This is a genomic window from Gemmatimonas sp. (assembly GCF_031426495.1).
In the GTDB taxonomy this organism is placed as follows: domain Bacteria; phylum Gemmatimonadota; class Gemmatimonadetes; order Gemmatimonadales; family Gemmatimonadaceae; genus Gemmatimonas.
Window position 1 is genome coordinate 160,664 of the sequence record NZ_JANPLK010000002.1, and the last position, 26,523, is coordinate 187,186.

The window sequence follows — 26,523 nt, forward strand, 5'->3', positions numbered from 1 at the left end:
GCGAGAAGAGCTACGAGAACAACGGCATCAGCCCCGTAGCCGATCCCGGTTCGTGAGCGCCAGTTGCACGATGCGCTCACAGAGATCGGGAAACAAGACACCGGCGGCGGCCGCCGCCTGTGGGATGAGACTGGTCGGCGTCATCCCGGGCAACGTGTTGGCCTCAAGACACCACGGCTGCCCGTGGGGGTCCAGCCGGAAGTCGATTCGGGCGTATCCACCCAATTTCAGCGCCACGAAGGCCCGGCGCGCCTGATCAGCCAGTGTGGACTCGACCTCCGGCGACAGTTCGGCCACGAACTCCTTGGCCATCCCCGGCGTGTATTTGCACTCGTAGTCGTACAGCTCCTTCATCGGTACGATCTCGATGGTCGGCAGCACCACGTCACCCAGAATGCCCACCGTGAGTTCCTGCCCCGGCACGAACCGCTCAACCATGACCTCGTCGTCGTACTTGAAGGCCTCGGTCACCGCCGCCGCCAGCTCACCCGGCTCGCGCACGATCGACAGGCCCACCGTGCTGCCCTGCTTGGATGGCTTCACCACTACCGGCCAGTCCAGTTGACGCCCGACCTCCTCGGCGTCCATGACGCCGTCCGCCGGCGCCATCATCCAATTCGCGGTGGCCACACCCGCTGCCCGCAGCACGACCTTCGAGAGGTGCTTGTCCATGGCCAACGCGCTCGCCAAGTGGCCGCTGCCGGTATACGGCACACCCACGAGGTCGAGGAGGGCCTGCACCGTGCCGTCTTCGCCCTGACCGCCGTGCAGCGCCAGAAACACGCACTCGGCGTCGGTGATCTCGGTCATGGTGCCAAGCGCCGGCGAGAGGGACTGGGAGGATAGTCCGGCCAGCGCGTCGAGCGACGGCGGCGCACTCCCCACACCAGCGGCCAGCAGCGTGCGCTCGGTTTCCCGCGTGAACACGCCTTCGGCGGGGTCGAGGCAAATCACCTCATGGCCCTTGGCACGGAGCGCCACCGCAATACGCAGCCCCGACGACAACGACACTTCACGTTCGGCGGAGACGCCGCCCAGCAACACGGTGATTCGCATGCGTGAAAGCTACATCCGAATCCGCTCGCGTCGTCAGTCTGCCGTTGTCGGCGTCAGTCGGCGTCGTCGGTGCTCAGGGCGAACGCAATCGCACGGCCCAGCATCGCTTCGTCGGGAATCCGATCCCATTCCTGCAGCACGATCACATGGTCGAACGGGTCGAGTGTCACGTGTCGTCCGGTCTGCGGCGCGGTGATGTCCACAGCGATCCACGCCTGCCAGAGCGTGAGTCCCTGCTTATTGATGACGACCCCATGGGCATCTTCCCACGTGGAAGGACGCGGATCGGCGAACAGAGCGGCCAGCCGGCCACGACTGAAGTCGCGTAGCGGTGCACCAAGCGCGTCCGTGAACCGGTCGAGTACGTTGATCATGAAGAGTATGACAGGACCGATACTGGTCGGGCAGCCCGTCAGCGAGCCATCGCGTTCCGTATCGTGTAGGGGAGACGTGGCAGCTGGGACGAAGTAACGGACCAGTCACGACGCGCTCCCCTCACGAGCGGCGATGGCTAGCGGTGCATCAGATGTTCGAGCACATCGAAGCGCGTCACGATGCCCTGCACCACACCGTCCTTCTTCATCAACACGGCGCGGTTGCTCTTCGACAACAGCTTCGCCACGCTCTCCACCGGCTGATCGCTTTCGACCACCGGGAACGGCTGATCCATCACGTCACTCACCGACTGATCGAGCACCTTCGGATCGGCCAGCGACTTCGACGTGAGCTGTGATTCCGCCACGCTGCCGATGCACACCGCGCCATCCATCACCGGCACCTGCGACACGTTGTGCAGCGCCATCAGGCGAATGGCCTGACGCACCGAGGCCCCCGGCGCCACGCTCACGATAGCCGGTGCGCTCGCGTCCTTGTTGCCGAGCACCGCGGCGATGGTCGTGGGCGACACATCGAGCATCTGGTTCTCGCGCATCCATTCGTCGTTGAACACCTTGCTGAGATACCGCTCGCCGGTGTCGCAGAGGAAGGTGACGACGCACGCGTCGGGATCATCGAGACGACGCGCCACATTCATGGCGGCGTGTGCGATCATGCCGGCGGATCCGCCCACGAAGATGCCTTCTTCACGCGTGAGACGACGCGCCATCCCGAAGGCATCCTTGTCGCTCACCGAGATGAATTCATCGATCACACTCATGTCGAGCGTGAGCGGGATGCAGTCCTGGCCCACGCCTTCCACCTTGTACGGCGCGCCGGTGGGATGTCCCTCTCCCTTGCTGCGCCACAACTCGGCGAGCACCGATCCCATCGGGTCCGCGGCGATGATCTTGATGTTCGGGTTCTTGCTCTTGAGGTAGCGCGCGACGCCGGTGATTGTGCCGCCCGTGCCGGCACCGGCCACGAAGTGCGTGATCCGACCATCGGTCTGCTCCCAGATTTCGGGACCCGTGGTGGCCATGTGCGCCGCCGGATTGGCCGGGTTCTCGAACTGACCTGCCAGCACGGCGCCTGGCGTCTCGCTCACGATACGCTTGGCCATCATCACGTAGTTCTGCGGATGATCGTGCGGCACCGCAGTCGGTGTGATGATCACTTCGGCCCCGAACGCCTTCAGCAGGCGCACCTTTTCCTGCGACATCTTGTCGGGCATCGTGAAAATGCAGCGATAGCCCTTGAGTGCCGCCGCGATGGCCAGTCCGACGCCGGTATTGCCGCTCGTCGCTTCCACGATCGTGCCGCCGGGCTTGAGCGTGCCGGCGCGTTCGTGCGACTCGATCATCGGCATTCCGACCCGGTCCTTCACGCTGCCGCCCGGATTGAAAAAGTCGGCCTTGCCGTAGAGGGGCGTCCGGATGCCACGCGCCACGCGGGCCAGCCGAATCATCGGCGTCCAGCCGATCGTTTCCAGGACACTGCCGTAGGGGCGGCGATGCCGGATGTGTTCTTCGTGCACAGCCGCATCGGTGGGAGCCGCGTCGGACGTGTGGGGAGTCGCCAGGGTGGTGGACATGGCAGGATTTGTCACAGGGAGTCCCCGGGGAGCGTTGGCCCCTCGGGATGTCGGAAATGCACGGGGAAGATCAACGACACGGGAATCGGGGTGCCACGCAAGCGGGCGGCGCGGAACCTCAATCGGGACACGCCGGCCAACGCCGCCTGATCAAGCTCGGGGTGGCCTGACGGCTCGATGATCCGGGTACTATCGGGTACGACGAGACCGTCCGACGCGACAAACAGCCGAAGCAGCACGTTGCCCTGTATTTTCCGTTCATACAGGGACAGCGGATACCGGAACGGCACGTCGACATTCAACATCTGTGGACGCTCGTCCGGCATCGCGCGAAACCAGTCCGCACTCCCCGGTCGCGCCGATCGTCCTCGCTCGGAACAGCTGAGCAGGCCGAGGGTGAACAGGACAGGGAGCAGCACTGGTCGAATCCCACCCGATCGCATGCTGGAATGTACACCCGCTTCGCGCACGCGGCGGAATCGTCCGTCCTCCATCAAACCGCCGTCGATATGCTCTCGTTTCGCGCTCGCTCCGACCGTCCGGCTTCCGCTCGCACCTCGCGCTGCGGGCCACTGCTCGCGCGCGCGAGCATCGCGCTGCTGTTGCTCAGCGCCTGCTCGGGCGACAAGAGCACCGGCCCCGGACCAGTCGCGGCGGCGATCAAGACGCAGGCCGGCAACGCGCAAACGGGGGTCGTTGGCGCCGCGCTGACCGTACCGCTCGCCGTTGTGGTCACCGACAAGGACGGCAAGACGATCTCCGGCGCGCGCGTCGACTGGGATGTGGGGCCTGGATCGGGCACCGCCTCGCCGACGCGCTCCACGGCCGACGCGCGTGGTGTCGCGACCACGGTGTGGAACCTCGGTACGACCGCCGGCACCGCGCGCCTCACCGCGCAGGTGAACGGCGTCACGCCGGTCGTGTTCACGGCCACGGTGATCGCCGGACCCGCCGCGTTGCTCGTGGCGTCACCGGAAGCGGCCTATCTCAACGTCAGCGACACCGTGCGGGTACGCGGATCGCTGCGCGATCAGTTCGGCAACACCATTGTCGGCCAGTCGATCACGTACAGCACGCTCGATCCGGCGTTGGCGTCGGTGAGTTCCACGGGACTCGTGACGGCGGTGGCCGTCGGTACCGCACGTGTAATCGCCGAGGCATCCGGAAAGGCCGATACGGTACCGGTGAGCATCTCGGCTGCCGGATCGAGCGTGTGTGGCCCACTCACGGCGCGCGCACTCGCGCTCGGCGAAGTGTACATCCCGCCTGCGGGCAGCTCGAGCATTACCGCCTGCCTCACGTCGCCGGCGGCGATCAACGGCGAGTACGCCCTCACGCTGGTCTCGACGGCCACATCGTTCGGTACGTCGTCACCGGTGGACCTGATCGCGATCGGCAGCACCGGCCCCACGCTCGCCGCCCTCACGGCCGATGCAAATCCCTTCACGGCGGGGGGTGCACCAGCGTCCGTGTCGACGGATGCATCGTCGACGCTCACGGCGTTCGATGCCGCACCGACGATGTTGTCACCCGTCCGCGCGGCCGAGCTGGCGCGCCGCGAAGTCGAACAGCGCGAACTGACGCCGCTGGTGAGTGACGCGCGTGACTGGATGGCATCGCGCACAACGAGTTCGCGCGCGGCGTACGCCGTCACGGCCGCCGAGGTGAAGGTGGGCGATGTACTCCGCCTGAACGTGAATGCGAACGTGGCATGCTCCAGCGCCGACCTGAAGTCGGGACGCGTGGCCGCCGTTGGCACGAAGTCGATTATCGTGAGCGACACCGAGAATCCCACGGGCGGATACACCGACACCGAATACGCCGCGATCGCCGCCACCTTCGATACGCTGGTGTTTCCGATGGACACGACGGCGTTCGGGGCGCCCTCGAACGTCAGCGGCTACGGCAAGATCATCCTGCTGTATACCCGCGCCGTGAACGCCCTCACGCCGTCTGGGGCGGGCTATACGATTGGCGGCTTCTTCTTTGCGCGTGACCTGTATCCGAAGTCGGCGAAGAATGGCCTCGCCGCGTGCGCGGCGTCGAATGAAGCCGAGATGTTCTACCTGTTGGCGCCCGATCCCAACGGCACGGTGAATTCGAACAAGCGCACGAAGGATGAGGTGACGCTGCTGAACCTCACGACCATCGCGCACGAGTTTCAGCACCTCATCAACTCATCGCGCCGCTTGTATGTGAACACGGGTGCGCGGCCCAACGAGGAGACGTGGCTGGACGAGGGATTGTCGCATCTGGCGGAAGAACTGCTGTATTTCCGCATCGCCAATGTCACCTCGCGCCAGAATCTCAGCCTGACCGACGTGGCCGGAAACGCCACGCGTTCGGATCAGTTCCGCAACTATGCCTCGCAGAACTTCTCGCGCTTCTACAGCTATCTGATCGCGCCCGAAGTGAACTCGCCGTACGCGCCCAACGACTCGTTGGCCACGCGCGGCGCGAGCTGGAATTTCCTGCGCTATGCCGCTGGTCGTCAGGGCGCGACGGGGGAAGCGTCGTTCCTGCGCTCGCTGGTGAATTCGAATACCACTGGCGTGGCCAATTTGCAGAACGTGCTCTCCGGCAGTCAGTTCGCCGACTATCTGCGTGACTGGTCGGTGTCGCTCATTGCCGACGACTTCTCGGTGGCCACCACGGCCGCGCTGTCGTCCAGTTACATCATGCCGTCGTGGAATTTCCGCAGCATCTACCCAGGGCTGCGCTTCTCCGGTGGCACGGCCCTCGGGGTGTATCCGATCGCCACGCGGTCGCTGATGTCGGGCTCACCACAGCGTGTCCTGTTGGCAGGCGGCACGAGCTCATTCGTGCGCTTCGGCATTCCCGCCGGACGCAGCGCCATCGTCACGCTGTCGTCGAATGGCGCGCTGCCGCCCAGCACGCTCAGGTACGCGCTAACGCGACTGCGCTGACGCGACTGCGCTGACAGTTACGATCGCTGCTTGAGCGTGATCTCGTAGAGTTTCGACCAGAGCTTTCCGGTCACGAACAGACGATCACGCACCGCATCGTATGCGATGCCATTCATGACATCTTCGTTGCCGGTGCGATCCATCGACGGCAGAATGCCCTTGAGATCGATCCATCCCGTTACGTTGCCCGTGGCGGGATCGATGCGCGCGATCTGCTCGCTCTGCCAGATGTTCGCCCAGATCTCGCCCTTCACCCATTCGAGTTCGTTGAGCTGCGACACCGGCGTGCCATGATCGGTCACGGTGATCGTCTTCTGTACCGCGAACGTGGCCGGATCGCGCCACACGATCGCTGACGTGCCGTTGCTCATGATGATGGCTGACCCGTCGGTGGTGAGTCCCCACCCTTCGCCGTCGTAGGTGAACTCGCCGGTGCGCTTGAATGTCTTCCAGTCGTACACGAACGCCTTGCCGGTCGTCCACGTGATCTGGATCAGCTTGTCGCCCAGCAGCACGATGCCTTCACCGAAGTGGGGTGCTTCGAGATCCTGCTGACGGATCACGCGACCGGTATTGAGCTCGACTTCACGAATGTTCGACGAGCCCACCTGCCCGGTGCTCTCGAACATCCGGTCCTCGTGCCACACGAGTCCCTGCGTAAACGCCTTCGGATCGTGCGGATAACTTTGCACGACCTCGAAGCGGAACGTCGGCGTGCGCGCGGCCACGGTGCCGGTCGTGTCTCCGTTCGCCGCACTCGCCGCGCCGCGATCCCCACCGCACGCCCCGAACGCGCCGGCCGTCGAGACGAACGCCACCGTACCGAACAGAATGACGACCGAAGCCGTCCGCGAACGTCGCATGCTGGAGAGAATAGCCATCAGTCAGGTTGCCGCAGGAGGAGAAGCGATCGGGACGACGGATTCGCTCGATCTGTGTGTCTCACGTGCCATCCACCCATTCGCGCAGCGCTCGCAGCAGCAACACGAGATCCGCCAGTTGGTGATTGGCGTTCAATCCGCTCGGACTCGGTAGTACCCACAACGCCGAGGTGGCGAGCCGTTCGTCTTGCAAGCCCAGCGCGGCCTTGGGACGCCCGAATGCCGTGCGGTAGGCGCCGATTCCCAGGAAGGCCACCACCCGCGGCCGTTGCGCTTCCACCAACCTACGCAGCCGCTGACCACCCGCCACGTACTCCTCGGGGCTGAGCTCCGCCGCCGTGGCCGTGGTGCGCTCCACCATGTTGGTGATGCCGATGCCGAGGGGCAGCAGCTCGCACTCTTCCCACGGGGCGAACAGGCGCGGCGTAAAGCCGGCGCCGTGCAGGGCCGGCCAGAAGCGATTACCGGGCCGGCCGAAGTGATGGCCGATCGCGGCGGTATAGAGCCCGGGATTGATGCCGCAAAACAGCACGCGCAGCCCGGGCGCGACCAGATCGGGCACGATCAGATGGACCGCCGCGGCCAACGCCGCCTTGGTCGGCTTTGTCGGTAGACGCGCGTCAGTCACTGAGGGACTGCTTGAGCGAGGCCAGCGCCGTCAGGGCCTGCATCGGCGTCATTTGATCGGGTTCGAGCGCGCCCACCGCATCGGCCAATCGGGTCAGCGCCGGATCAGGCGTCGCCGGTGCACTCGCATCGCCGAAGAAACCCAGCTGTGGGGTGGGCCCGCCGGGCTGCTTCAGGCGCGGGCCCTTCCGTGACACACTCTTCGGCGCCGCCAACCCATCGGCCGTCAAGCGCGCGGCCATCTGTTCGCCTTCGCCCTCGAGCAGGGCCAGCACTTCCTTGGCGCGTGCAATCACCGCGGCCGGCAATCCCGCCAAGCGTCCCACCTCGATGCCGTACGACCGATCGGCTCCGCCGGGAATGAGGCGGTGCAGAAACAGCACCTGATCACCCACTTCGCGCACGGCGACCGTGAAGTTGCGCACGCCACTCAGCTCACTCGCCAGCTGCGTGAGCTCGTGGTAGTGCGTCGCGAACACGGTCTTGCAACCGATCGCATCGTGCAGATGCTCGCTCACACTCCAGGCGATCGACACGCCGTCGTACGTGCTCGTGCCGCGGCCGATTTCATCGAGCAGCACCAGCGACCGTTTGGTGGCGGTGTGCAGAATCGCGCTCGTCTCGCTCATCTCGACCATGAACGTGGACTGCCCGCGCACCAGATTGTCGCTGGCCCCGACGCGCGTGAACAGCCGATCCACGATCGGTAACTTCGCCCGTCGAGCCGGAACGTACGCGCCGACCTGCGCCATGAGCTGAATCAGACCGACCTGCCGTAGAATCGTGCTCTTACCCGCCATGTTCGGACCGGTGAGCACGATCATCTGGCCGTCTTCGCTGAGCACAAGATCGTTCGGGATGAACTTCTCGCGCGCCATCATCCGCTCCACCACCGGATGACGTCCGGCCACGATCTCCATGTCGAAGCCGTCGTTCAGCTCCGGCCGTGCATACTGCTCACGTTCTGCCACTTCGGCAAAAGCGGTGAGCACGTCGATCGTCGCCACACGTCGCGCCACCTGCTGCCACCGGCGGATCGCCGCGCCCGCGTCACGCCGTAACGCTTCGAACAGTTCGCGCTCGCGTATCTCGATGCGGTCGGCGGCGCTCAGCACCTTCTCTTCGTACTCCTTGAGCGCCGGCGTCACGTAGCGTTCGGCCCCGGTCAGCGTTTGCCGACGCTGATAGTCGTCGGGCACCAGATGCTTGTTCGCATTCGAGATTTCGAGGAAATACCCGAACACACGGTTGTAGCCGACCTTAAGCGAGTGAATGCCGGTGCGCGCGCGCTCCTGAGACTGGATCGTTGCGATCGCATCCTTGCCGCCGTCGCGTAACGCGCGCAGCGCGTCGAGATCAGCGTCCATACCGGGCGCGATGGTGTCCTCTTCGCCGATCATCAGCGGCGGGCGCTCCACCAGCATCGTGGTGAGCCGGTCAGCGCAGTCGCGACCGTCATCCCAATCGTCGAGCATCGCCGTGAGCAGACCGCCGCTCGAATTGCCCTGCGTGGCATGCGACAGCACGGCGCGTACGGCGTTTGCCACCTGTGGCAACCGGGCCAGCGAATCGCCGAGCGCGCGCAGCTCGCGCGGCGTCGCCCGGCCCGCCGCCGCCTTGCTGGCCAGGCGCTCCACATCGCGCACACCATCGAGCGCGTCGCGCACACCCGCGCGTCCAACCGGATCACGCACCAGCACCGTGACCGCATCGAGACGCAACTCGATGGCACCACGCTCCAGCAACGGCGCCAACAGCCACTGCCGCAGCATCCGCTGCCCCATCGGTGTGGTCGTACGATCGAGCACCGACAACAGAGTGCCCGCCAGTTCGCCGCCACGCAGCGACTCCACCAGCTCGAGATTACGACGCGTCATTTCGTCGAGCGGCATCACCCCACCCGGACGCTCCACCACCGGCCGTGCGAGGTGCGGCAATCCGCCCGGCTGCAGTTCACGCAAGTAGCGCAGCAACGCACCCGCCGCTCCGATCGCCCCCGCGTCTTCGCTGCCGAGGCCGAAGCCTTCCAGCGAGCGCACGTCGAACTGCCGTGCGAGTTCGTCGCCGGCCAGCTGCGCATCGAACTCCCATCCTTCGCGCTCGGTCACGAGCACGTTGTCCACCGCCTGCATCGCCGTCGCGAGTTCGGGGTGCGACACTCCACGCACCACCAGCAGCTCGCGCGGCGCCAACCGCGCCAGTACCGCCGGCGCATCCATCGGCGTCACCAGGAACAACCGCCACTCGCCAGTGGACAGATCCGCCGCTGCGATGCCGATCTGTTCGCGCGATCCATCGCGCGACGTGTCACGGCCGGTAGCGATCGCACACACGTAGTTGGCGCGCGCGCCGTCCAACAGATCGTCGGCGAACACCGCACCCGGCGTGATCGTCTCCACCACTTCGCGCTTCACGAGGCCCTTCGCCAGCTTCGGATCTTCCACCTGCTCGCAGATCGCCACGCGAAATCCCTGCCCCACCAACCGGCGCAGATACTCGGCGGCCGCCTTCACCGGGATGCCCGCCAATGGCACCTCGGCCGCGCCACCGTTGTTACGCGACGTGAGTGTGAGGCCGATCGCCCGCGACGCCGTCTCGGCGTCATCGTAGAACATCTCGTAGAAGTCACCCATACGGAAAAACAGAATCGCATCCTGATGGCGCGACTTGATCTCCCGATACTGCTGCATCAACGGTGTGGCCGCACCACTCACGGCGCGCGCTCCGCGACAAAACCGTCAAACCCGAGCTTCTTCAGCGCGTTCAGTGCGTTGGTCGCGTCGGCGCGCGTGACGTAGTAGCCCGTGCGAACCCGGAACGGCTTCTGCTCGCCATCGATGCGCGCGTCGATCGCCCGCTTCGCGAAGCGCTTCACGGCGTCGGCCGCCTCCGCGCGCGTGTCGTACGCGGCCAACTGCACCGAGTAACGCCCTCGACCAACGGCGGACTTGTCGGCGGGCTTCTCGACCGTCTGCTCGACCGTCTTCTCAGCGGATTTCGAGGCGGCCGGTGCCGGCGACACCGGCGAAGTCAGCGCGCCGCCCGTGCATCGGCGTTGCAGTTCGTCCAACTGCAATCGCAGTTCACCATCAGGAACGTCGACGCCGCGCAGCGAATCGAGCGCGCTGCAGCCGCCCGTCATGTTGCGCTCCTCGAAGTAACTGCGCGTCAGCCACAGCAGTCCCTTCGCGCGGTACGTGCCGCTCGGGAAATCGCGCAGGAGTCGCGTGAAATACACGCGCGCATCGGCCGGATGGCCGCGGAGCATATCGAGTTCGCCCAGCCGCACCAGCGCATCGGGCGCGCGCGGTGACAGCGGCACATCGATCACCAGGCGTTTCCAGTCGCGCTCCGCTTCACCGACGCGTTCCGCGAGCACGGCGCGCCAGTACAGCGCTTCGGCGAGATCGAGCGTCCCCACCGGCACCGCACCGACCAGCGAATCCAGCAGCGTGCGCGCCGACGCACCGTCGCCGCCATCAATCATCGCGCGGGCCCGCGCCGTCGTGCGCTCCACCCCCGGCGTGATCTGCGCCGACGCCGTCGAGGCAAGCCAGACCAGCGCCACCGTGCCAACGCCGACCAGCTTCAGACAGCCGCGCTTCATGCGGCCTTCCGGCGACGCATGGCACAGAGACCCAGCACGAGAGACATCAGGATCTGCTCCGCATTCGAGACCGTCGTGTCTTTGAGCGCCATGTCGGCTTCCAGCAGCAGCGCGAGCGCCTTCTCGCACGACGCCGCACTCCACTGCTCGGTGACCTTCGTCCAGGCCGATGCCGCTTCGCCCCAGGGCCGACCAGGGTATCCGCCGGTCTCCTTCAGGAACGCGAAGAACTCCTGCGGCAACCGGTTGGTGGGAATCCCAGCATCGCGTCGCGCACGACCGAACGCCAACGCGAACGCCTGCGTGCTCAGCATCATCACGACTTGCACGGCGGTCACTTTCGGCTGGCCGAGTACGTGCGCCACCAGCGTCACGGCCGCGGCGGCATCCTGTCGCGCGACGGCATCGAGCAAATCGGTCACCGTTTCTCCGCGTCGGATGCCGACCACGGCGGAGACCGTATCGAGATCGATGGTGGCGCGAACGTTGCCCTCACCGGTCGGTAACGTCTGCGCGCCGAGCGCGTAGCTGGCGCACTTGTCGAGCTCCGACGCAAGCTGATGCAGATCGTTACCCACCGCCTGCTGCAGCAGCTGCGCCGCATCGTCGGCAATGTGCACCGCCAACACGGTGGTCGCGTGGTGCGTAATCCACCGACGCACGCGCTCGGGTGTGAGCGGCGCAAACTCGAGCGACTCCGATGCGGACGCGATCGCCGCATCGGCTTTCGTTCCCGCCGGACTCACCAGCAGCAACAGCGTATCGCTGGCAGGGCGCTTCAGATATTTGTCGAGCTGTTGTCGCGCCGCTTTCTTGAGCGCCGTCACGTCGCGGAAGACCACGGCGCGCTTTTCGGCAAGCATCGGCGGCGTCGAGAGCAAGCTGCTCACCGCTTCGGCATCGAGCTCGTTGGCGCGACGGATTTCGCAGTTGAAGTCGCGCGTGCTCGGGTCGATCGATGCGTCGAGCAGGTCGCGCACGGCCGCATCCTTCAGGTAATCGTCGTCGCCGTGCAGGTAGTACACGGGCGCGAAGCTCCGCGACTGAATCGCGGCTTGCACGACGCGGAGGGGCGACGATTCCTTGGCCATCCCAGCAAGATAAGGGACCGCCGGTCGAACTTCAGCGCAATTCGGAGAAGGTCGCCAACGTGAAGTCGCTGCTCACGAAATGCGTCGGGGCGTCTTCAATGATCATCGCCGCCGGCCAGACCGGGTTTCCGGTGGCCATCGCCTGCATCAACTCAGGGGTGATATAGGAAATCGGGGTCGGCATCGCGGGCTGCGAGGCAATCACCGGCTGCATCGAGAGCTCCGGCGCCGTGGCGCTCCACCCCTTCCACACGAAGGCGCCAAGCATCGCACTGGCCGCCACCGCCATCACCACCCGCGTGTTCCGCGAGGCGGCCGTTCGGGGCAGCTGCAGCAGAGCCGCGCGGGCCTCCAGCGCGGTCCGCTCGTCGCGGCACTCATCGCGGCATTCAGCCAGGCGCGCCCGAAGGCGCGCCTGAAAATCGACGCTCGGCTCGAGCGTGGGCATACTGCGCGCCACCATCAGCGAACGACGCACCAGGGTGTCGTGCGCCGCACAGCCGTCGCAGACCATCACATGACGCTGCGCGGCGGCCATCTCGTCGCCCGGCATCGTGTCATCCAGATAGGCCAGGTGCTGTTTGCGGAAGCTCTTGCAGTCCATCGGTACGCTTTGACCCGTGTTGGGAGGCATCGCTTCGGCGGAAGCCGCCGGGTTGACCATCGCACGGCAGGATACCCGTGGTCCGGCGAGCGGTTCCGCCCGGTGCGATGTATCCAAACGCATCACCCCCCGCCAGGGCAATCCCGGGCGGGGGGTGATACAGCGGCGGCTTGGAGGGTTGCCTAGCGCACCAATGGCGCGATGATGTCGGCAAACGCTGTGCGCGCGCGGTTCAGTCGAGATTTCACCGTGCCGAGGTTCACACCGGTGATTTCGGCGATTTCCTCGTACGACTTCCCTTCCAACTCGCGCAGCACGAACACCTCGCGGTGATGCGCCGGCAGCTGACCGACCGACTGCTCCACCATTTCCTTCAGGTGACGCTTCCGGAACAGGTCGTCAGGGCGCGTGTGCACGTCCTCGAACTGGAGAGGCCGGTCCTCGTCCTCGAACTTCGCTTTGATCGTCTGGAACAGCACCAGCGGATTGCGCGAGCGGTTGCGGAGTTCGTTCTTCGCCAAGTTCGAGGCGATCGTGTAGATCCACGTCGAGAACTTCTTCGAACGATCGAAGCGTCCGATATGGCGATATACGCGGATGAACACTTCCTGCACCAGATCTTCGGCGCGGTCGCGATCACCGATCGTACGGTACACGAAGTTGAGCAATCGACCCTGGTACCGGTCGACGAGCTCTTCGAAGGCGCGTTCCTCGCCTCCGAGGAACGCCGACACCACATCTCCATCCTCGAGGCTGCGCAGATGCTCGCGCACCGGCACCGCGGGGGTGTTCTGTGAAGTCAGTTTCGTGCGAGCCAGTTCGGCCATGGATCGAGTCCTCCGCCTACGGTGACGCGAGCCCGAAGACTCACGGTGCTTCGACCAGATGGCCGGACGATCCGGCAGACCATGTCGTCGCACACACTGGACCTAGTGCACAGGGCGTGCCGGAAGGAACTTTATGGAACCTTCCGCCCTAAATCGTTAACTTCAAACGACTTGTGCTTCCGTATCCTACGTCACGAGGCGTACCGACGGATTCATTCGTTCTCCGATGTCTCTGAAAGAGGACAGCGAAAGAGGACAGATCCTGTCAGTTTAGACGAAAGCCAGCGGTGTACAGCAGAGCGAGCGCCGTCTTGGCATCCTGGATCTCGCCCTGCTCGATCATGGACAGCGCCCGCGACAACTTGGTTGGCGCCAATTCCATGAACTCGTCCGCTTCCCGCTTCCACTCGCCCGCCTCGAGCCCCGTGGCCATGAACAGATGGATTTTCTCATCCGTGAAGCCGGGGGTCGTGAACATCGTGAATAGATGTTCGACACGCGAAGCGGTGTATCCGGTTTCCTCCTTGAGCTCGCGATGTGCACAGGCGAGCGGCTCTTCCCCGGCATCGAGCCGGCCGGCCGGGATCTCATAGAGATATCCGTCGGCCGCATAGCGATACTGGCGGATCAACAGCACTTCCGGGTCATCGTCGAGGTCGCCAAGCAACGGCACGACGGCGCTGGCCCCCGGATGACGCACCATCTCCAGCTGGCCGGTCGATCCGTCCGGAAAGCGAACGGTGTCGATGTCGATCGAGATCACCTTGCCCGTGTAGCCGCGCGTCCCGATGATCTTGCCCGGTCCCTGCCGTTCGATCGCCATCAGCGGGACACCTTCTTGGCCGCCTTCTTCACGGCCTGCTTCGCACCCTTCTTGGCGCCTTTCTTTGGCTTCTTCGGCAGCGGCACGTCGTTGCCCGCCAGCCACTGCTTGATCGCGGGGCGCAGGTACACCGGGATCCGCAGAATCGTCCCGCGACACTTCTTAGTACCGCACCGGCACGCGTAGTAACGCACGTCTTCCGGCTCGTACTCGTCCTGCCACTCGAACCGATAGTCGTACACCAGCTCCGTTTCCGGCTTGATCGCCTTGATCGCCTTGATCCAGATGTGGCCGTCTTCGATCACGGTCTCGCAGTTCGGATCACATGAGTGGTTGATGAACCGCGCATCGTTCCCACCGTACCGAGCGTCGAGCACCGTGTCGTCGTCGAGCACGAACAAGAACGTATGGTGACGCCCCTCGCTGTCGTCGTATCGCCGATCGGCTTCCTCATGCGTAATCGGCTGCCCCCAGTACTCATCGACCTTCTTACCCTTGCGGATCGGCAGGATCGCGAACGCACCGCGCCCCTGGATCTTGGACCGACGCACTTCGTAGTACGGCGACTTGGGCGGCTTCACGCGCTTTGCAACCACGGACTTCTTCACGGACTTCTTCACGGACTTCTTCGCTGGCGACACGTCGATTCAGGAGGCTGAGGAGGGAGACACAGGCGCGGCAGTATCATCGTCTGCCGCCGGGTCGTACACGGTAACCGGACCAAGCGACAGCGCTTCGACGGTCGGACGGATCGCGGTGGCATCACCCACGACGACAATCTGCAGTCGACTCGGATCGAGGTGCGTCTGCGCCACGCGCAGCACATCCTGCGCGGTGACCGCTCTCACGCGGTCGCGATACGTATCGAAGTAGTTCGTGGGCAGACGGAAGATCTCCACGTTCGCCAGACCACCCGCCACCTCGGCGGTCGTCTCGAAACGAATGGGGAACACGCCCACCAGATAGCTCGTAGCCAGCGACAATTCTGCGTCACTCACCGGCGCTTCACGAATGCGCGTGAACTCGAGGGCAATCTCTCGCAGCGCATCAGCCGTGACAGCCGTTTCCACTGCCGTGGAAATCTCGAACGGGCTCGCCGCGCGACGCCAATCGAATGCCGAGTGCGCGCCGTACGTGTAGGCGTGCACTTCGCGCAGATTCAGGTTGAGCCGCGACGAGAAGAGGCCACCGAGGATGGCGTTCATCACCACCACGGGAAAGTAGTCTTCGTGCAAGCGCGGAATCGCCACGTGCCCCACGCGCACTTCCGACTGCGGGGCGTCGGGCTTGTGCACCAGATGCACGCGCGGCTCCGGAAAGCGCTGCGTGTCCATCGGCTCGGTGACCGGCGGCGCCTTGCCGGCCCAATCGCCGAAGTGCGCGCTGGCGAGCTTCACGGCGTGCTCGATGTCGATATCGCCCACCATCATCAGCGCTGTGGCATCGGGACGATAGAACTCCGCGTGATACGCCTGCACGCGCTCGCGTGTGAGACGCATGATGCTCTGTTCGTCGCCACCGGCCAGCCGCGCGAAACGCGATTCCGACTTGTATAGCAACCGCGAGAAGAACACGTCGGATAACCCGCGCGGCTCGGCGCGCAGTTGCGCCAGATCGGCCAGCCGCTCACCGCGCATCCGTTCGAGCTCCGACTCGGGGAATGCCGGATAGCGCAGCACCTCCGACAGCACCGCGACCGCATCGTCGATGCGGGATGACAGCGCGGTGATCTGCACGATCGCCGAGTCCCAGTCGGCGCCGGTATCGAGCGTGGTCCCGAGCATCTCCAGTCGCGACGTGAGCTCGAGCGCGTTCATGTCGCGCGTCCCTTCGGCCAGTGCGCGCGTCGTGAGTTGCGCCAGTCCTTCGTAGTCACGCGGATCGCGGGTGGCACCCGCTTCGATCACCGCCAGCGTGGTCACCACCGGATACGCCGGCACATTCGCCACGATCAGTCGCAGACCGTTGGCCAGAATGCGCGTCGAGAAGTGCGGGAATCGATAGTCGCTGGGTGTGCCGGCCCCGGGACGCGGAGGCGCCACCGGCATCTGCTGAGCTGGCGAATCCTGCGCGGGCACGTCGAGGGTGTCGGTCATGCGCTGGCCTCGGCCAATTCGGCCGGCGACGCGTCTGGCTGCTCGTCCGCCGGTACGAACATCAGCAAGGCCCGATTGTCAGGACCAAGACGTTCGCGGGCGAGGGCGGATACCGCCGCCGTCGTCGTCGCGCCGTAGCGCTTCACCTGTTCGTTGATCAACGTGGCGTCGCCGAAGTACGTCGCAAAGCGCGACAACTGGTCGGCGCGCTCGGCGGCCGACTGCATGCTCGTCACAAAACTCGTTTCGATCAGCGCACGGGCGCGCTGCACTTCCACATCGGTCACGCCATGCTGGTGCATCAGATCGAGCTCGGCCAGTACCGCCGCTTCGAGCTGTTCCGGCGTGACGTCAGGGTGGGCCGTCGCGTCCACCACGAGCAGGTCGCTGCCCTTCGCGAGATCGTACGTGAAGGCGCTGGCCTGTGAGGCAATGCGTTGTTTCCGCACCAGGGACTGCTCCAGACGACATCCAGTACGCAAGCCCAGCACGGCGGCGGCGAGCGACGCCGCGTAATAGCCATCGCTGCCGAACACCGGGGTACGGCAGGCCACGAACAGACGCGGCAAGGCGACGGCGTCGGGTACCAAGGTACGGCGCGTGTCTCCGAACGTAGGCGGCAGCGTCATGTCACGCAGCGGCGGACGTGGCGCTCCACGGGGAATCGGTCCGTAGTATTCCTCGATGAGGCGCATGGTCTCGGTGCGATCAAAATCACCGGCGACCGTGAGCACGGCGTTGTCCGGGGTGTAGTACGTCCGGAAAAAGTCCGCCACGTCGTCGAGCGACGCGTCGGTCAGATGCTCCATGGACCCGATCAACGAGTGATGGAACGGATGTTCCTCCGGGAAACAGAGCGCCGGCAGGCGCTCCCACCACGTGCCGTAGGGCTGGTTGTCCACCGACCAGCGCCGCTCGTTCTTCACGACGTCACGCTGCGTGTCGAGCTTTTGTTGCGTGAGCCCCGGCAACATCCGACCCATGCGGTCTGCTTCAAGCCAGAGCGCCAGCGCGATCTGATGCGACGGAACCGTCTCGTAGTAGTTGGTCCGATCGAGCCAAGTGGACCCGTTCAGGGTCCCGCCCGCGCGCTGGACGAGTTCGAAATGTTCGTTCGCCTCGACGTTGGCCGACCCCTGAAACAGCATATGCTCGAACAGGTGGGCGAACCCGGTACGATCGAGCCGTTCATTGGCCGAACCCACGTGATACCACAAATTGACCGCGACGATCGGCGCCGTGTGATCCTCAGAGAGCACCACATGCAGGCCGTTCGGGAGGTGATAACTCTCGACTGGAATGCGCATGGTTCAATATTGGGGGGCTGGTCACGAAAGTCGGAACCCCACGTGCACGAACCGACCTCGATCACCGCACCTCGATTCTCTCCTAGATTCTTCGTATGACCTATTCCACTCGCCGAGTTCTACTGCTGGTCGGTGCGCTCGGGCTCCTCGCCGGCTGCGGCAGTGACCCGCAGGTGCCCAGTGCCGCCGCCGCGACCGCCAGTACGACCGTGTCGGCCGCCGTCGCGGCATCCGTGGCCGCCGTGCCCGCCGTGCGCATCACCGATGCCAAGGGCAAGGGCGTCAAGAATGTCATGGTGCGCTGGCGCATCACGGGCGGCGGCGGCAAGGTCGTCAACGATTCAGTGCGCACCACCGGCAGTGGCGATGCCACCTCGGGCGGCTGGACGCTTGGCACGACCGCCGGCCAGCAGACACTGCAGGCCACTGCCGACGGCATTCCCGCTGTCACCTTCACGGCGACGGCGAATGCCGGCCCATTGTCACGGCTCACGCCGGTCAGCGCCACCGACCAGCAGGCCACCGTCAACACGCCCGTGCCCGCGTTGCCTGCCGTACGCGCCGAAGACCAGTACGGCAACCCCGTCAGCGGAGCGGCGATCGTGTTCACCATCGTGCAAGGCAACGGTGTGTTGCTCGGCGCGCAGCAGTCGAGTAACGAGCTTGGCAGCGCTGCCGTGGGCGGTTGGACGATCGGCACCGCCATTGGACAGCAGATTGTGACCGCGACCGCCACCGGCGCCAATCCGGCGGTGTTCAGCGTAAACGCCCTCGCCGGACCGGCCGCCGATCTCCTCAAGGTGGTCGGCGACATTCAGGCGGGCGTCGCAAATATCAACATCGCCGTCCCTCCCGGCGTGCGCGTCGTGGACAGCTTCGGAAATCCGGTGGGCAACGTGCCGGTCACGTTCACCCCCGGCGCCAACTCGGGTACCGTGACCGGCAGTACAGTCCTGTCAGATCCGGCCAACGGCACCGCGTTCGTGGGCAGCTGGCGGCTGGGCACAGCGAGCACGCAAACGCTCGTCGCCACCAGCACGGCCATTCCGACCAAGTCGGCCACGTTCACCACCACGGTGACGTCGTCCGCGTTCAATGTGGATATCCGCTTCGTCGGTGACGCGTCGCTGCCGGTACGCACGGCCTTCGCGAATGCGGTCGCCAAGTGGCGGCAGGTGATTGTGGGGAGCATCGGCACCATCACCAACGTGAACATTCCGGCGGGGCCCGCCGCGAATGCCTGCAGTGATTGGTCACCGGCCGTCACCGGTACCGTACAGAACACGATCATCTTTGCCCGCATCGACTCCATCGACGGGCCGGGCTCACCCGGCGTGGGCAACATCCTCGGCCAAGCCAGCCCATGCTACGTGAACGGCAGCGCGATCCCGTTTCTCGGCTTCATGGAGTTCGATAGTCTCGACGTCAGTCAGCTCGTGGCGCGGGGGCAGTTTGAAAAGGTCGTGCTCCACGAGATCGGACACGTGCTCGGCATCGGCACCGTCTGGAATTTCCAGCGCTCGCTGTTGAATACCTCGATCTCGAACGACCCGTATTACGTCGGCAGCGCGGCGCGTGCGCAGTTCGCGGCGATCAACACCGTGACCTACTCGGGCAATCCCGTGCCGGTGGAGAATACCGGCGGCACCGGTACGGTCAATTCGCACTGGCGGACGTCCGTGATGCAGCGTGAGCTCATGCAGGGCTTCGCCGTCAATCAGGTGCAACCGCTCAGTCGTATCACGGTTGGCTCGCTGCAGGATCTCGGCTACACCGTGAATCTCGCGGCGGCCGATGCCTTTTCACTCACCGCCGCCCTGCGCAGCGGCTTTGGATTCGACGAGACCTCAGGTATACCGTACCGCGACCTCGTGCCCGACGTCGAGATCAAGCAGCGTCGCGACGACGGCAGCATTGCGCGGATGCCGCGCGAGAAGCGATAAGTCCTACCGAGTGCACGGAAATGAACAGGCGATGTGATCGAGACCACAGCCGTTGCTATGTCAACAGGAACTGTGGTGCGGCGAACGCGTAGCATTCTGGTACGGCGATGTAGCCGAAGGTCTTCGACCATTCGCCAGGATAGCGCATGCACCGCACCGGTCGTCCGAATCGCTTCGTCCGCCGCCTTGCTGTTCGCCTCTCGACTCGCGTGGCGTTTGCCCTTGGCACCGTAGGGGCGCTCGTGGCGTGCGGCGGTGATCAGGCGACCGCCCCGATTGACGCGGTCAGCCCGATCACCATTGTCCCGGCAGCGCTCATCGTCGCCGACGGCGACAATCAGGTGGGAGATCCGAACACGGCATTGCCGATCGTGCCAAGTGTGCGCCTACTCACCGAGGCCGGGCGTCCGGTGCCCAATGTCCGGGTAACGTTTACACCCAACGCGAATTCCGGTTCGGTAACGCGCACCACGGTCGTCACCGACAGCACCGGATATGCATCGGCCGGCGCGTGGACACTCGGTCCGGGGGCCACGCAATCGCTCGTGGCGTCCTCGACCGCGTTGCCTGGCAGCCCGGTCACCTTTCGCGCGACATTGCGTCCCTCGCAGTTCGACATCGCCGTGCGCTTTATCGGTGACGGCGGCACCGCTCGTCAGCGGGAGGCGTTTGCCGGCGCCGTAGCACGGTGGCGTCGGGTCATCACCGGTGACGTCGGCACGGTGCCGCTGAACGTGCCGGCGGGCGAGTGCCAGAGTTGGCTTCCCGCCGTCAACGAAAGCATCAACGATCTGCTCGTGTTTGTACGCATCGCCACGATCGATGGCCCGGGCAAGATTCTCGGTCAGGCCAGTCCGTGTTACGTCAACTCGACCAACAAGCTGCCGATCATGGGCTTCTTCGAACTCGATCAGGACGATCTCGCCCTGCTCCTCACGCAGGGCACGCTCGACAACGTCGTGCTGCACGAAATGGGACACATCCTCGGCATCGGCACACTCTGGAATTACCAGCGCCAGTTGCTCGTCGGCGCGGGGACCGACGATCCGTATTTCAACGGCGCCGAGTCGCGTGCTTACTACACGAGCACGCCGGGCTTTAGTTCTGCCGGCCTTGGTGTGCCAGTCGAGAACACCGGGTCGACCGGCACGCGCGATTCGCACTGGCGCCGATCAATCTTTGCCAACGAACTGATGCAGGGGTACGCGCAACCGGGGAGTATGCCGCTCAGTCGGATCACCGTCGGGTCGCTGAGCGACATGGGCTATGTGACCGCGATGAGCGGAGCGGACGCCTACTCGCTCCTCACGGCGGCGCGGATCATGAGCGCGACCGCGAGCGAACGCGCGATGTCATTCGGTGCCGATATCGCCGCGGCACCGCTGTACGAGGTGACACAGAGCGGATCGCGACGTCTGGTACGTCCGGCACTCAAATAGCGCTGTCGCTATCGCTATCGCTTTGGCGCGATTGCCGGCGATGGTGTGCTGACCGAGCGGCCAGTGAGCGATAACCACAGCTTCAGGGCGACATCGGTGGGCAGCGCAATCGACTCGCGCAGCATGTATTCGATGGCCACCGCCCGATTCGCCGAGATCGGGCTGGTGCGCGTAGGCGACGGCAGCGGACGCAACCCGTGCAACCGCGCCAGCACGTCGAGCCGCAGCATGTGAAACGGGTCGCTCACCAAAAGCACGCTTGGGCGACCCGGCATCGTGTCGCGCATGGCAGCCGGCAGTGAGTCGCGCCACGCCTTGAGCAACGCCGCGGCACCTTCCATCGACGCCAGTGACGTGCGCCCGGCCGGCTCCAGGAGAATGGCCTGCGTGGGCACGCCGCGGCGCACGAGATAACGTCGTCCTGCCGCCGCTTCGCTGATCAGATCACCGGGTCGACGTCCACCCGTGAGCACCATACGGGTGGCCCGATCGCCGTTCCACAGTGCCAGCGCGTGGTCCAGACGGGCCCGCAGTACCGGTGACGGGCGACCACCATACTGCGCCGCACCCAGCACCACGATGGCCTCGGCACGCCCTTCTGCCGCCCGCCGCGACCAGCCGAAAATCACGGCCACGCATAGCACCCACCCCGCCAGCACCGCGCCGATGAGTCGGGGAATGAGTGGGGGCCGATAGCGGCCTCGGGCGACGCGTTCCATTCAGCCAAACTACTGCATGCGCGCCTGCCGCGAAGGTCGCGGCAGGCGAGCCGCACGAGTTCCTAGAGCGTCACGACCATGCCGGGCGCCGGGATGTCCACGACAAAGCGATCGGCCCGAAGCTGTTCGGCGAACGCCGTCTGTGCCGGCGTTTCACCGTGCACCAGATACACGTGTGGTGCATTCCGCCCCTCGGCGGTGCCCCCGTCACGCACCGCGGTCAGCCAGGCGTGCAGCTCCGTGCGATCGGCGTGTGCGCTGTACCCGTTCAACACCTCCACCTGCGCCGCGAGTTCGACCTCGTCACCGAAGATCTTGATCACGCGCCGCTGCTCCAGAATGCGACGGCCCAGAGTGTGTTCGGCCATGAAGCCGACGATCAGGATCGTATTGCGCGCGTCGCTCGCACCGGAGCGGAGATGGTGCAGAATGCGCCCCGATTCCACCATTCCCGACGCCGCGATGATGACCATCGGGCCGTGCATGTCGTTCAGCGCCTTCGACTCGTTCACGTCGCGCGTGAACTTCACCAACGGGAAGTCGAACAAATCGTTCGTGTGTCGCACCAGATCTTCGCTGTGATCGAACACCTCCGGATGCATCGCGAACACCGACGTCGCATCGGTCGCCAGCGGCGAATCGATGAAGATCGGTATCGACGGAATCTTGCCGGCCCGGTGGAGCTGGTGGAGGTCGTACACCAGCTCCTGCGTGCGTCCCACCGCGAACGCCGGGATCAACACACGACCACCACGGGCCGCCGCGTCGCGCACGACGCGCCCCAGCTCTTCGCGCGCGCCCTCCACCGATTCATGGTCGCGGTTGCCGTAGGTGCTTTCGCACAGAATCACGTCCGCGCCACCGGTGGGTGGCTCGGGATTCCGGATAATCGGCAGATCATGACGACCGACGTCGCCGGAAAAGACCACCCGCCGAAATTCGTCACCCTCGCGCAACTCCAGCACCACCGAGGCACTGCCGAGAATGTGTCCGGCCTCGGTATACATCGCGCGCACACCGTCGGTGACCTCGAACCACTTGTGGTACGGCATCCCGATCATCTGCTCGAGCGTGCGCGTGGCGTCCTCCAGGCGATAGAGCGGCTCGGCGTGCGGTTGCCCACGGCGCTCGAGAAACTCCGCATCCTTTTCTTGGATATGCGCCGAGTCGGCGAGCATGAGCGCGCAGAGATCGCGCGTGGCGCTGGTGGCCCAGATGGTGTTCTTGTAGCCCTGCGCGGTCAGGAAGGGCAGCCGACCGGCGTGGTCGATGTGCGCGTGCGAGAGCACCACGGCGTCGATTTCGTCGATGGGCAACGGCAGCTTGGCGTTCTTCGCGCGGCTCTCGCTGCGCTTGCCTTGGAACATGCCGCAATCAAGCAGCACGGTGCGCTGGCCGATGCGCAGGATATGGCAGGAGCCGGTGACTTCCTGAGCTGCGCCGGAGAACTCGATTTGCATACGCACCTGTACCTGAGGTAAAAACGCCACCCATCCTGCGCACCGACGACCACACTTCGGAAACGCTATCGGCCCCTCCGCTTACCCCGCTTCGTCAAAATCATCGGCGGCTCCGAGCAGCGGCCCGCCCGGCCCGGGCTCGTACGCCGTTCGGTGCTCGTTGACCCGAATCGACATGAGCTCACACAACTTGATGATATGTCGGTCAGCCAGCACGTAGTGCACGAAGAGCCCATTCTTGCGGCGTTTCACGAACCCGTGCGTGTGGAGAACCTGCAAATGCTTGGACACGTTCGCTTGCCCTAGTCCGGTGCCCGATACAAGCTGGTTCACCGTCTGCTCGCCGTACTGCAGCGACCTCAGCAACGCCAGGCGAGCGGGCTCCGAGAGACACTTGAAGCGCTCCGCGACCAATGGAATGACGCCATCTGTCAGAATGAATCGACCCATCTAGACCTCGCATAGTCCCCGGCATTTCACCGTCGATTGCACGACGGTCGTTGCGCTACAGGCGCCACACCAATCTTATGCTCGTGGTCGCCGTCTGAACAGGGACAAAGGGCGATCGACTTTCGCAATCTTCTCCAATCACGCGTCCACAACGCGTCAGGCAATCATTACCGGGTCGCGTGAACGGCCAGGCGCCGTCACCACTCGCGATGCATCGGCCATTCCGTGATCGACGCGATCTGCGCGCGGCTCACCAGATCCTTGACGTATTCGAACAGTGTTGTCGTAATGCGTGTCATGAGGTTGTGCATGCCCTCTCCTGTCGAGATGGGTGATCGCTCATCGTCGAGCGAATCGGATGCTGCGCTAGTCGACTATCGTTGCATGTTGCGCGCCACCGAATCTCTGGCGACGTCGCATTGGCATGCTAAACGCATGGTAACGCGTGTCGCGACGTCGCGCATGTGTGTCACAGCACATCATCCGAAAACTTTTTCGCAAGGTGCAAGGACGTTCAGGTCAAGCCGAAACGGCTGAGTTGGCGACCGTCACACGTTCCATGTACTCGCCGCGTTTCCATTCGCATGCACGGCGCGCGTCGCCGTGCATGGTACGTCAAGCAATAGACGCTGATCGGCGCGCTACGCATCGCGAGGTCCGCGACGGATGTCACAGTTCGCAGACTTGCCTTGCATACGCGTGTGACAAATCACGATACATCGTGTCGCTCGTGGTCCGGCTCGCCTCACGCAATGCAACGTGCGGCCGCCAATGGCATGCGGCGTCCGGTGTCGGGCGTCACGCCGTGCGGAATTGGGCTCCGCACGGCGCCGTGCTCGTCACGTACCGCTGATCTGGCGGCCAGGCAAATGTCCTACGCTTTGCACGAGTCCGCCCTGATCTACTCTCGGCTCTACAGCTCTCGCTGCATCTCGGTCGGCTGCCGCAGGTCCCGACGCGCCAGCAATTTCTGCAACGACTGACGATGCAGACCCAGCGCACGGGCCGTTCGAGCGATGTTCCCGCCGTTGCGTTCCAGCGCTGCACCGAGAAACGCGCGGTCGAACTCCCGCAGGGCGCGCTCACGCGCTTCCACAAACGGCAGGTCGGCCGACTGCTCCATGATCGACATCGCGCGCATCGGACGCTGCCTCGTGAGACTCGCGGGCAGGTCGCACGGGCAGATCTCCACCCCGTCGGCCATCACCAGCGCCCCTTCGATCACGTTGCGCAACTCACGCACGTTGCCCGGCCAATCGTAGTTCAGCAAAATCTCGCTCGCCTCATCACTGATCCGACGCGCCGGAAGGCCGTGACGCTCGGCGAACACGTGTAGAAAGTGACTGGAGAGCAGCGGCAGGTCGGCCTTGCGGTCGCGCAGCGGCGGGAGCGCCAGCGAAATCACCTTGAGGCGGTACAGCAGATCTTCGCGAAAGCGGCCATCGGCCACCATCTCGTCAAGCGGCCGATTCGTGGCTGCGATCACGCGCACATCTACCCGCGTCGTCTTCGTGCCACCGACCCGCATCACTTCACCGCTCTCGAGCGCACGCAACACCTTCGCCTGGGCCAACGGCCCGAGGTCGCCGATTTCGTCGAGAAACAGCGTGCCGCCGTGGGCCGCTTCGAACAGGCCACCACGATCCTTCACCGCGCCGGTGAACGCCCCGCGTGTGTGACCGAACAGCTCGCTTTCCACCAACTCCGACGGCAACGCCGAACAGTTGAGCGCGATGAACGGCTTATGACGCCGGGCGCTCTCATCGTGCAGGGCGCGCGCCACCAGCTCCTTGCCGGTGCCGCTCTCGCCGCCCACCAATACCGTCACGTCGGTGCGTCCAACCCGCGAAATCATCTTGAACACGTCCCGCATGACCGGCGTCGTGCCGTACATGCCGCGGAACTCGCTCACCTCGGCATCCGGCTCTGGCGTGGTTTCCAAGCGGAGCGTCGTCATGGCGTCGGCACGACGCAGGAAGGCGATCACATCGTCGCGCTGGACCGGTGTGTTGATATAGTCGGCCGCGCCACGCTCGAACGCCTTGATCGCGGCGTTCGAAGCCCCAGGCGCCGTCGCCATCGCCGTGAGCAACGTCGGGTGCACTTCGTGCAGCTCGTCGAGCAGACGGAAGCCATCGTCGCCGGGCAGCTGCTCGTCGGCGATGACCACGTTGATCTCGGCGCGGGTGATGATCTCACACACACCCGCCGACTGGGCGGCATGCAACAGATCACGGCCGTCCGCTTCCACGATCACGCGTAGCGCGTCCACGAACGACATGCGCTCGCTCACCACCAGGATACGCATCGTGGCGGTTGGCTGCGTTGAACTTCCCCGGGCTGCAATTCGCAGATGACGCTCGCGTGCGGCCGGAGAGCGCGGCGATGCCAGCGCGCTGCGGACCTGCGTTGAGGGATCGACGTTGTACAGAGCGACGTTGCTCATAAGCGGAGTCTCGTTTGGACCGGCGCCGGAGGCACCTGCCCGTAGTGGGCGTACCGGGCACGGCGGTCAAGCGCCGTGCACTCGTGCTGCACATCACAGATCGGAAAAACAAAAAGGCGCGACGTCTGCTCTGTGTAAGAGCGAGACTTCGCGCCTTCGACTCCGGGATCAATATCCCGTCGCCAAGGTCGGATCGATCAAGCGATCCTTATGTCGTCCTGCAGTGCTGCTGCCCGGGAAATTGGCGCGGC

At 64.9% G+C, this 26,523-nt stretch carries 22 protein-coding genes; 3 read left to right on the top strand and 19 right to left on the bottom strand.

Going from position 1 to position 26,523, the window contains the following annotated elements:
* Positions 1–27: 27 nt before the first annotated feature.
* The 4 genes from RMP10_RS01410 to RMP10_RS01425 all read right to left on the bottom strand — a co-directional run bounded on the left by RMP10_RS01410 (position 28) and on the right by RMP10_RS01425 (position 3,444).
* A complete protein-coding gene (locus tag RMP10_RS01410) occupies positions 28–1,056 on the bottom strand; it encodes a D-alanine--D-alanine ligase (RefSeq protein ID WP_310568725.1) in 1,029 nt (342 codons plus the stop codon).
* A 53-nt stretch (positions 1,057–1,109) separates the two neighbouring features.
* Positions 1,110–1,430 (bottom strand): hypothetical protein, encoded by a 321-nt coding sequence (locus RMP10_RS01415; RefSeq protein WP_310568726.1) that lies wholly within the window; start codon positions 1,428–1,430, stop codon positions 1,110–1,112.
* Between the two features lie 137 nt (positions 1,431–1,567).
* Entirely contained in the window at positions 1,568–3,025 is a 1,458-nt protein-coding gene (locus RMP10_RS01420) for a pyridoxal-phosphate dependent enzyme (protein WP_309670087.1), read from the bottom strand.
* An 11-nt stretch (positions 3,026–3,036) separates the two neighbouring features.
* Positions 3,037–3,444 (bottom strand): energy transducer TonB, encoded by a 408-nt coding sequence (locus RMP10_RS01425; RefSeq protein WP_309670086.1) that lies wholly within the window; start codon positions 3,442–3,444, stop codon positions 3,037–3,039.
* Between the two features lie 30 nt (positions 3,445–3,474).
* On the opposite strand from RMP10_RS01425, the gene RMP10_RS01430 reads away from it, so the two are divergent.
* The gene (locus tag RMP10_RS01430; protein ID WP_310568727.1) at positions 3,475–5,952 is read left to right on the top strand and encodes an Ig-like domain-containing protein; all 2,478 of its coding nucleotides are present in this window, start codon (positions 3,475–3,477) and stop codon (positions 5,950–5,952) included.
* Between the two features lie 17 nt (positions 5,953–5,969).
* On the opposite strand, the gene RMP10_RS01435 is transcribed toward RMP10_RS01430, so the two are convergent.
* The 11 genes from RMP10_RS01435 to RMP10_RS01485 all read right to left on the bottom strand — a co-directional run bounded on the left by RMP10_RS01435 (position 5,970) and on the right by RMP10_RS01485 (position 17,815).
* The gene (locus RMP10_RS01435; RefSeq protein ID WP_310568728.1) at positions 5,970–6,815 is read right to left on the bottom strand and encodes a glutaminyl-peptide cyclotransferase; all 846 of its coding nucleotides are present in this window, start codon (positions 6,813–6,815) and stop codon (positions 5,970–5,972) included.
* Positions 6,816–6,894: 79 nt separating this feature from the next.
* The gene (mug, locus tag RMP10_RS01440) at positions 6,895–7,461 is read right to left on the bottom strand and encodes a G/U mismatch-specific DNA glycosylase (RefSeq protein ID WP_310568729.1); all 567 of its coding nucleotides are present in this window, start codon (positions 7,459–7,461) and stop codon (positions 6,895–6,897) included.
* On the bottom strand, positions 7,454–10,174 hold the full coding sequence (mutS, locus tag RMP10_RS01445) for a DNA mismatch repair protein MutS (protein ID WP_310568730.1): 2,721 nt from the start codon (positions 10,172–10,174) through the stop codon (positions 7,454–7,456). The genes mug and mutS overlap by 8 nt, the downstream gene beginning before the upstream one ends.
* On the bottom strand, positions 10,171–11,067 hold the full coding sequence (locus RMP10_RS01450; protein WP_309670081.1) for an SPOR domain-containing protein: 897 nt from the start codon (positions 11,065–11,067) through the stop codon (positions 10,171–10,173). The genes mutS and RMP10_RS01450 overlap by 4 nt, the downstream gene beginning before the upstream one ends.
* Positions 11,064–12,158: a DNA polymerase III subunit delta gene (gene holA / locus RMP10_RS01455; protein WP_310568731.1), complete on the bottom strand. Its 1,095-nt coding sequence runs from the start codon at positions 12,156–12,158 to the stop codon at positions 11,064–11,066. Before holA ends, RMP10_RS01450 begins: the two co-directional genes overlap by 4 nt.
* Positions 12,159–12,189: 31 nt before the next feature.
* The gene (locus RMP10_RS01460; protein ID WP_310568732.1) at positions 12,190–12,822 is read right to left on the bottom strand and encodes a zf-HC2 domain-containing protein; all 633 of its coding nucleotides are present in this window, start codon (positions 12,820–12,822) and stop codon (positions 12,190–12,192) included.
* Between the two features lie 122 nt (positions 12,823–12,944).
* Positions 12,945–13,589, bottom strand: coding sequence for a sigma-70 family RNA polymerase sigma factor (locus RMP10_RS01465; protein ID WP_309670078.1), 645 nt, complete (start codon positions 13,587–13,589; stop codon positions 12,945–12,947).
* Between the two features lie 265 nt (positions 13,590–13,854).
* On the bottom strand, positions 13,855–14,412 hold the full coding sequence (locus tag RMP10_RS01470; RefSeq protein WP_171226314.1) for an NUDIX hydrolase: 558 nt from the start codon (positions 14,410–14,412) through the stop codon (positions 13,855–13,857).
* The gene (locus tag RMP10_RS01475; RefSeq protein WP_309670077.1) at positions 14,412–15,032 is read right to left on the bottom strand and encodes an SET domain-containing protein-lysine N-methyltransferase; all 621 of its coding nucleotides are present in this window, start codon (positions 15,030–15,032) and stop codon (positions 14,412–14,414) included. The genes RMP10_RS01470 and RMP10_RS01475 overlap by 1 nt, the downstream gene beginning before the upstream one ends.
* Before the next feature lie 27 nt (positions 15,033–15,059).
* The gene (locus RMP10_RS01480; RefSeq protein WP_309670076.1) at positions 15,060–16,508 is read right to left on the bottom strand and encodes a pitrilysin family protein; all 1,449 of its coding nucleotides are present in this window, start codon (positions 16,506–16,508) and stop codon (positions 15,060–15,062) included.
* Positions 16,505–17,815, bottom strand: a complete 1,311-nt coding sequence (locus RMP10_RS01485) for a pitrilysin family protein (RefSeq protein ID WP_309670075.1) — start codon at positions 17,813–17,815, stop codon at positions 16,505–16,507. Before RMP10_RS01485 ends, RMP10_RS01480 begins: the two co-directional genes overlap by 4 nt.
* A 95-nt stretch (positions 17,816–17,910) precedes the next feature.
* Between RMP10_RS01485 and RMP10_RS01490 the strand changes: the two genes are divergently transcribed.
* Positions 17,911–19,758: a leishmanolysin-related zinc metalloendopeptidase gene (locus tag RMP10_RS01490; protein WP_309671015.1), complete on the top strand. Its 1,848-nt coding sequence runs from the start codon at positions 17,911–17,913 to the stop codon at positions 19,756–19,758.
* A 146-nt stretch (positions 19,759–19,904) separates the two neighbouring features.
* Positions 19,905–21,197, top strand: coding sequence for a leishmanolysin-related zinc metalloendopeptidase (locus RMP10_RS01495; RefSeq protein ID WP_310568733.1), 1,293 nt, complete (start codon positions 19,905–19,907; stop codon positions 21,195–21,197).
* Between the two features lie 14 nt (positions 21,198–21,211).
* Here RMP10_RS01495 and RMP10_RS01500 read toward each other — a convergent pair whose 3' ends face one another.
* From RMP10_RS01500 to RMP10_RS01515, 4 genes are all read right to left on the bottom strand, one after another.
* Positions 21,212–21,916 (bottom strand): YdcF family protein, encoded by a 705-nt coding sequence (locus RMP10_RS01500; protein ID WP_310568734.1) that lies wholly within the window; start codon positions 21,914–21,916, stop codon positions 21,212–21,214.
* 62 nt (positions 21,917–21,978) lie between these two features.
* Positions 21,979–23,376 (bottom strand): MBL fold metallo-hydrolase, encoded by a 1,398-nt coding sequence (locus tag RMP10_RS01505; RefSeq protein ID WP_310568735.1) that lies wholly within the window; start codon positions 23,374–23,376, stop codon positions 21,979–21,981.
* 81 nt (positions 23,377–23,457) lie between these two features.
* Complete coding sequence (locus tag RMP10_RS01510) at positions 23,458–23,826, bottom strand: metalloregulator ArsR/SmtB family transcription factor (RefSeq protein WP_310568736.1); 369 nt, start codon at positions 23,824–23,826, stop codon at positions 23,458–23,460.
* Between the two features lie 913 nt (positions 23,827–24,739).
* Positions 24,740–26,272 carry a sigma-54 dependent transcriptional regulator gene (locus RMP10_RS01515; protein WP_310568737.1) on the bottom strand — a complete coding sequence of 511 codons (1,533 nt, stop codon included), beginning with the start codon at positions 26,270–26,272 and terminating at the stop codon, positions 24,740–24,742.
* Positions 26,273–26,523 lie beyond the last annotated feature (251 nt).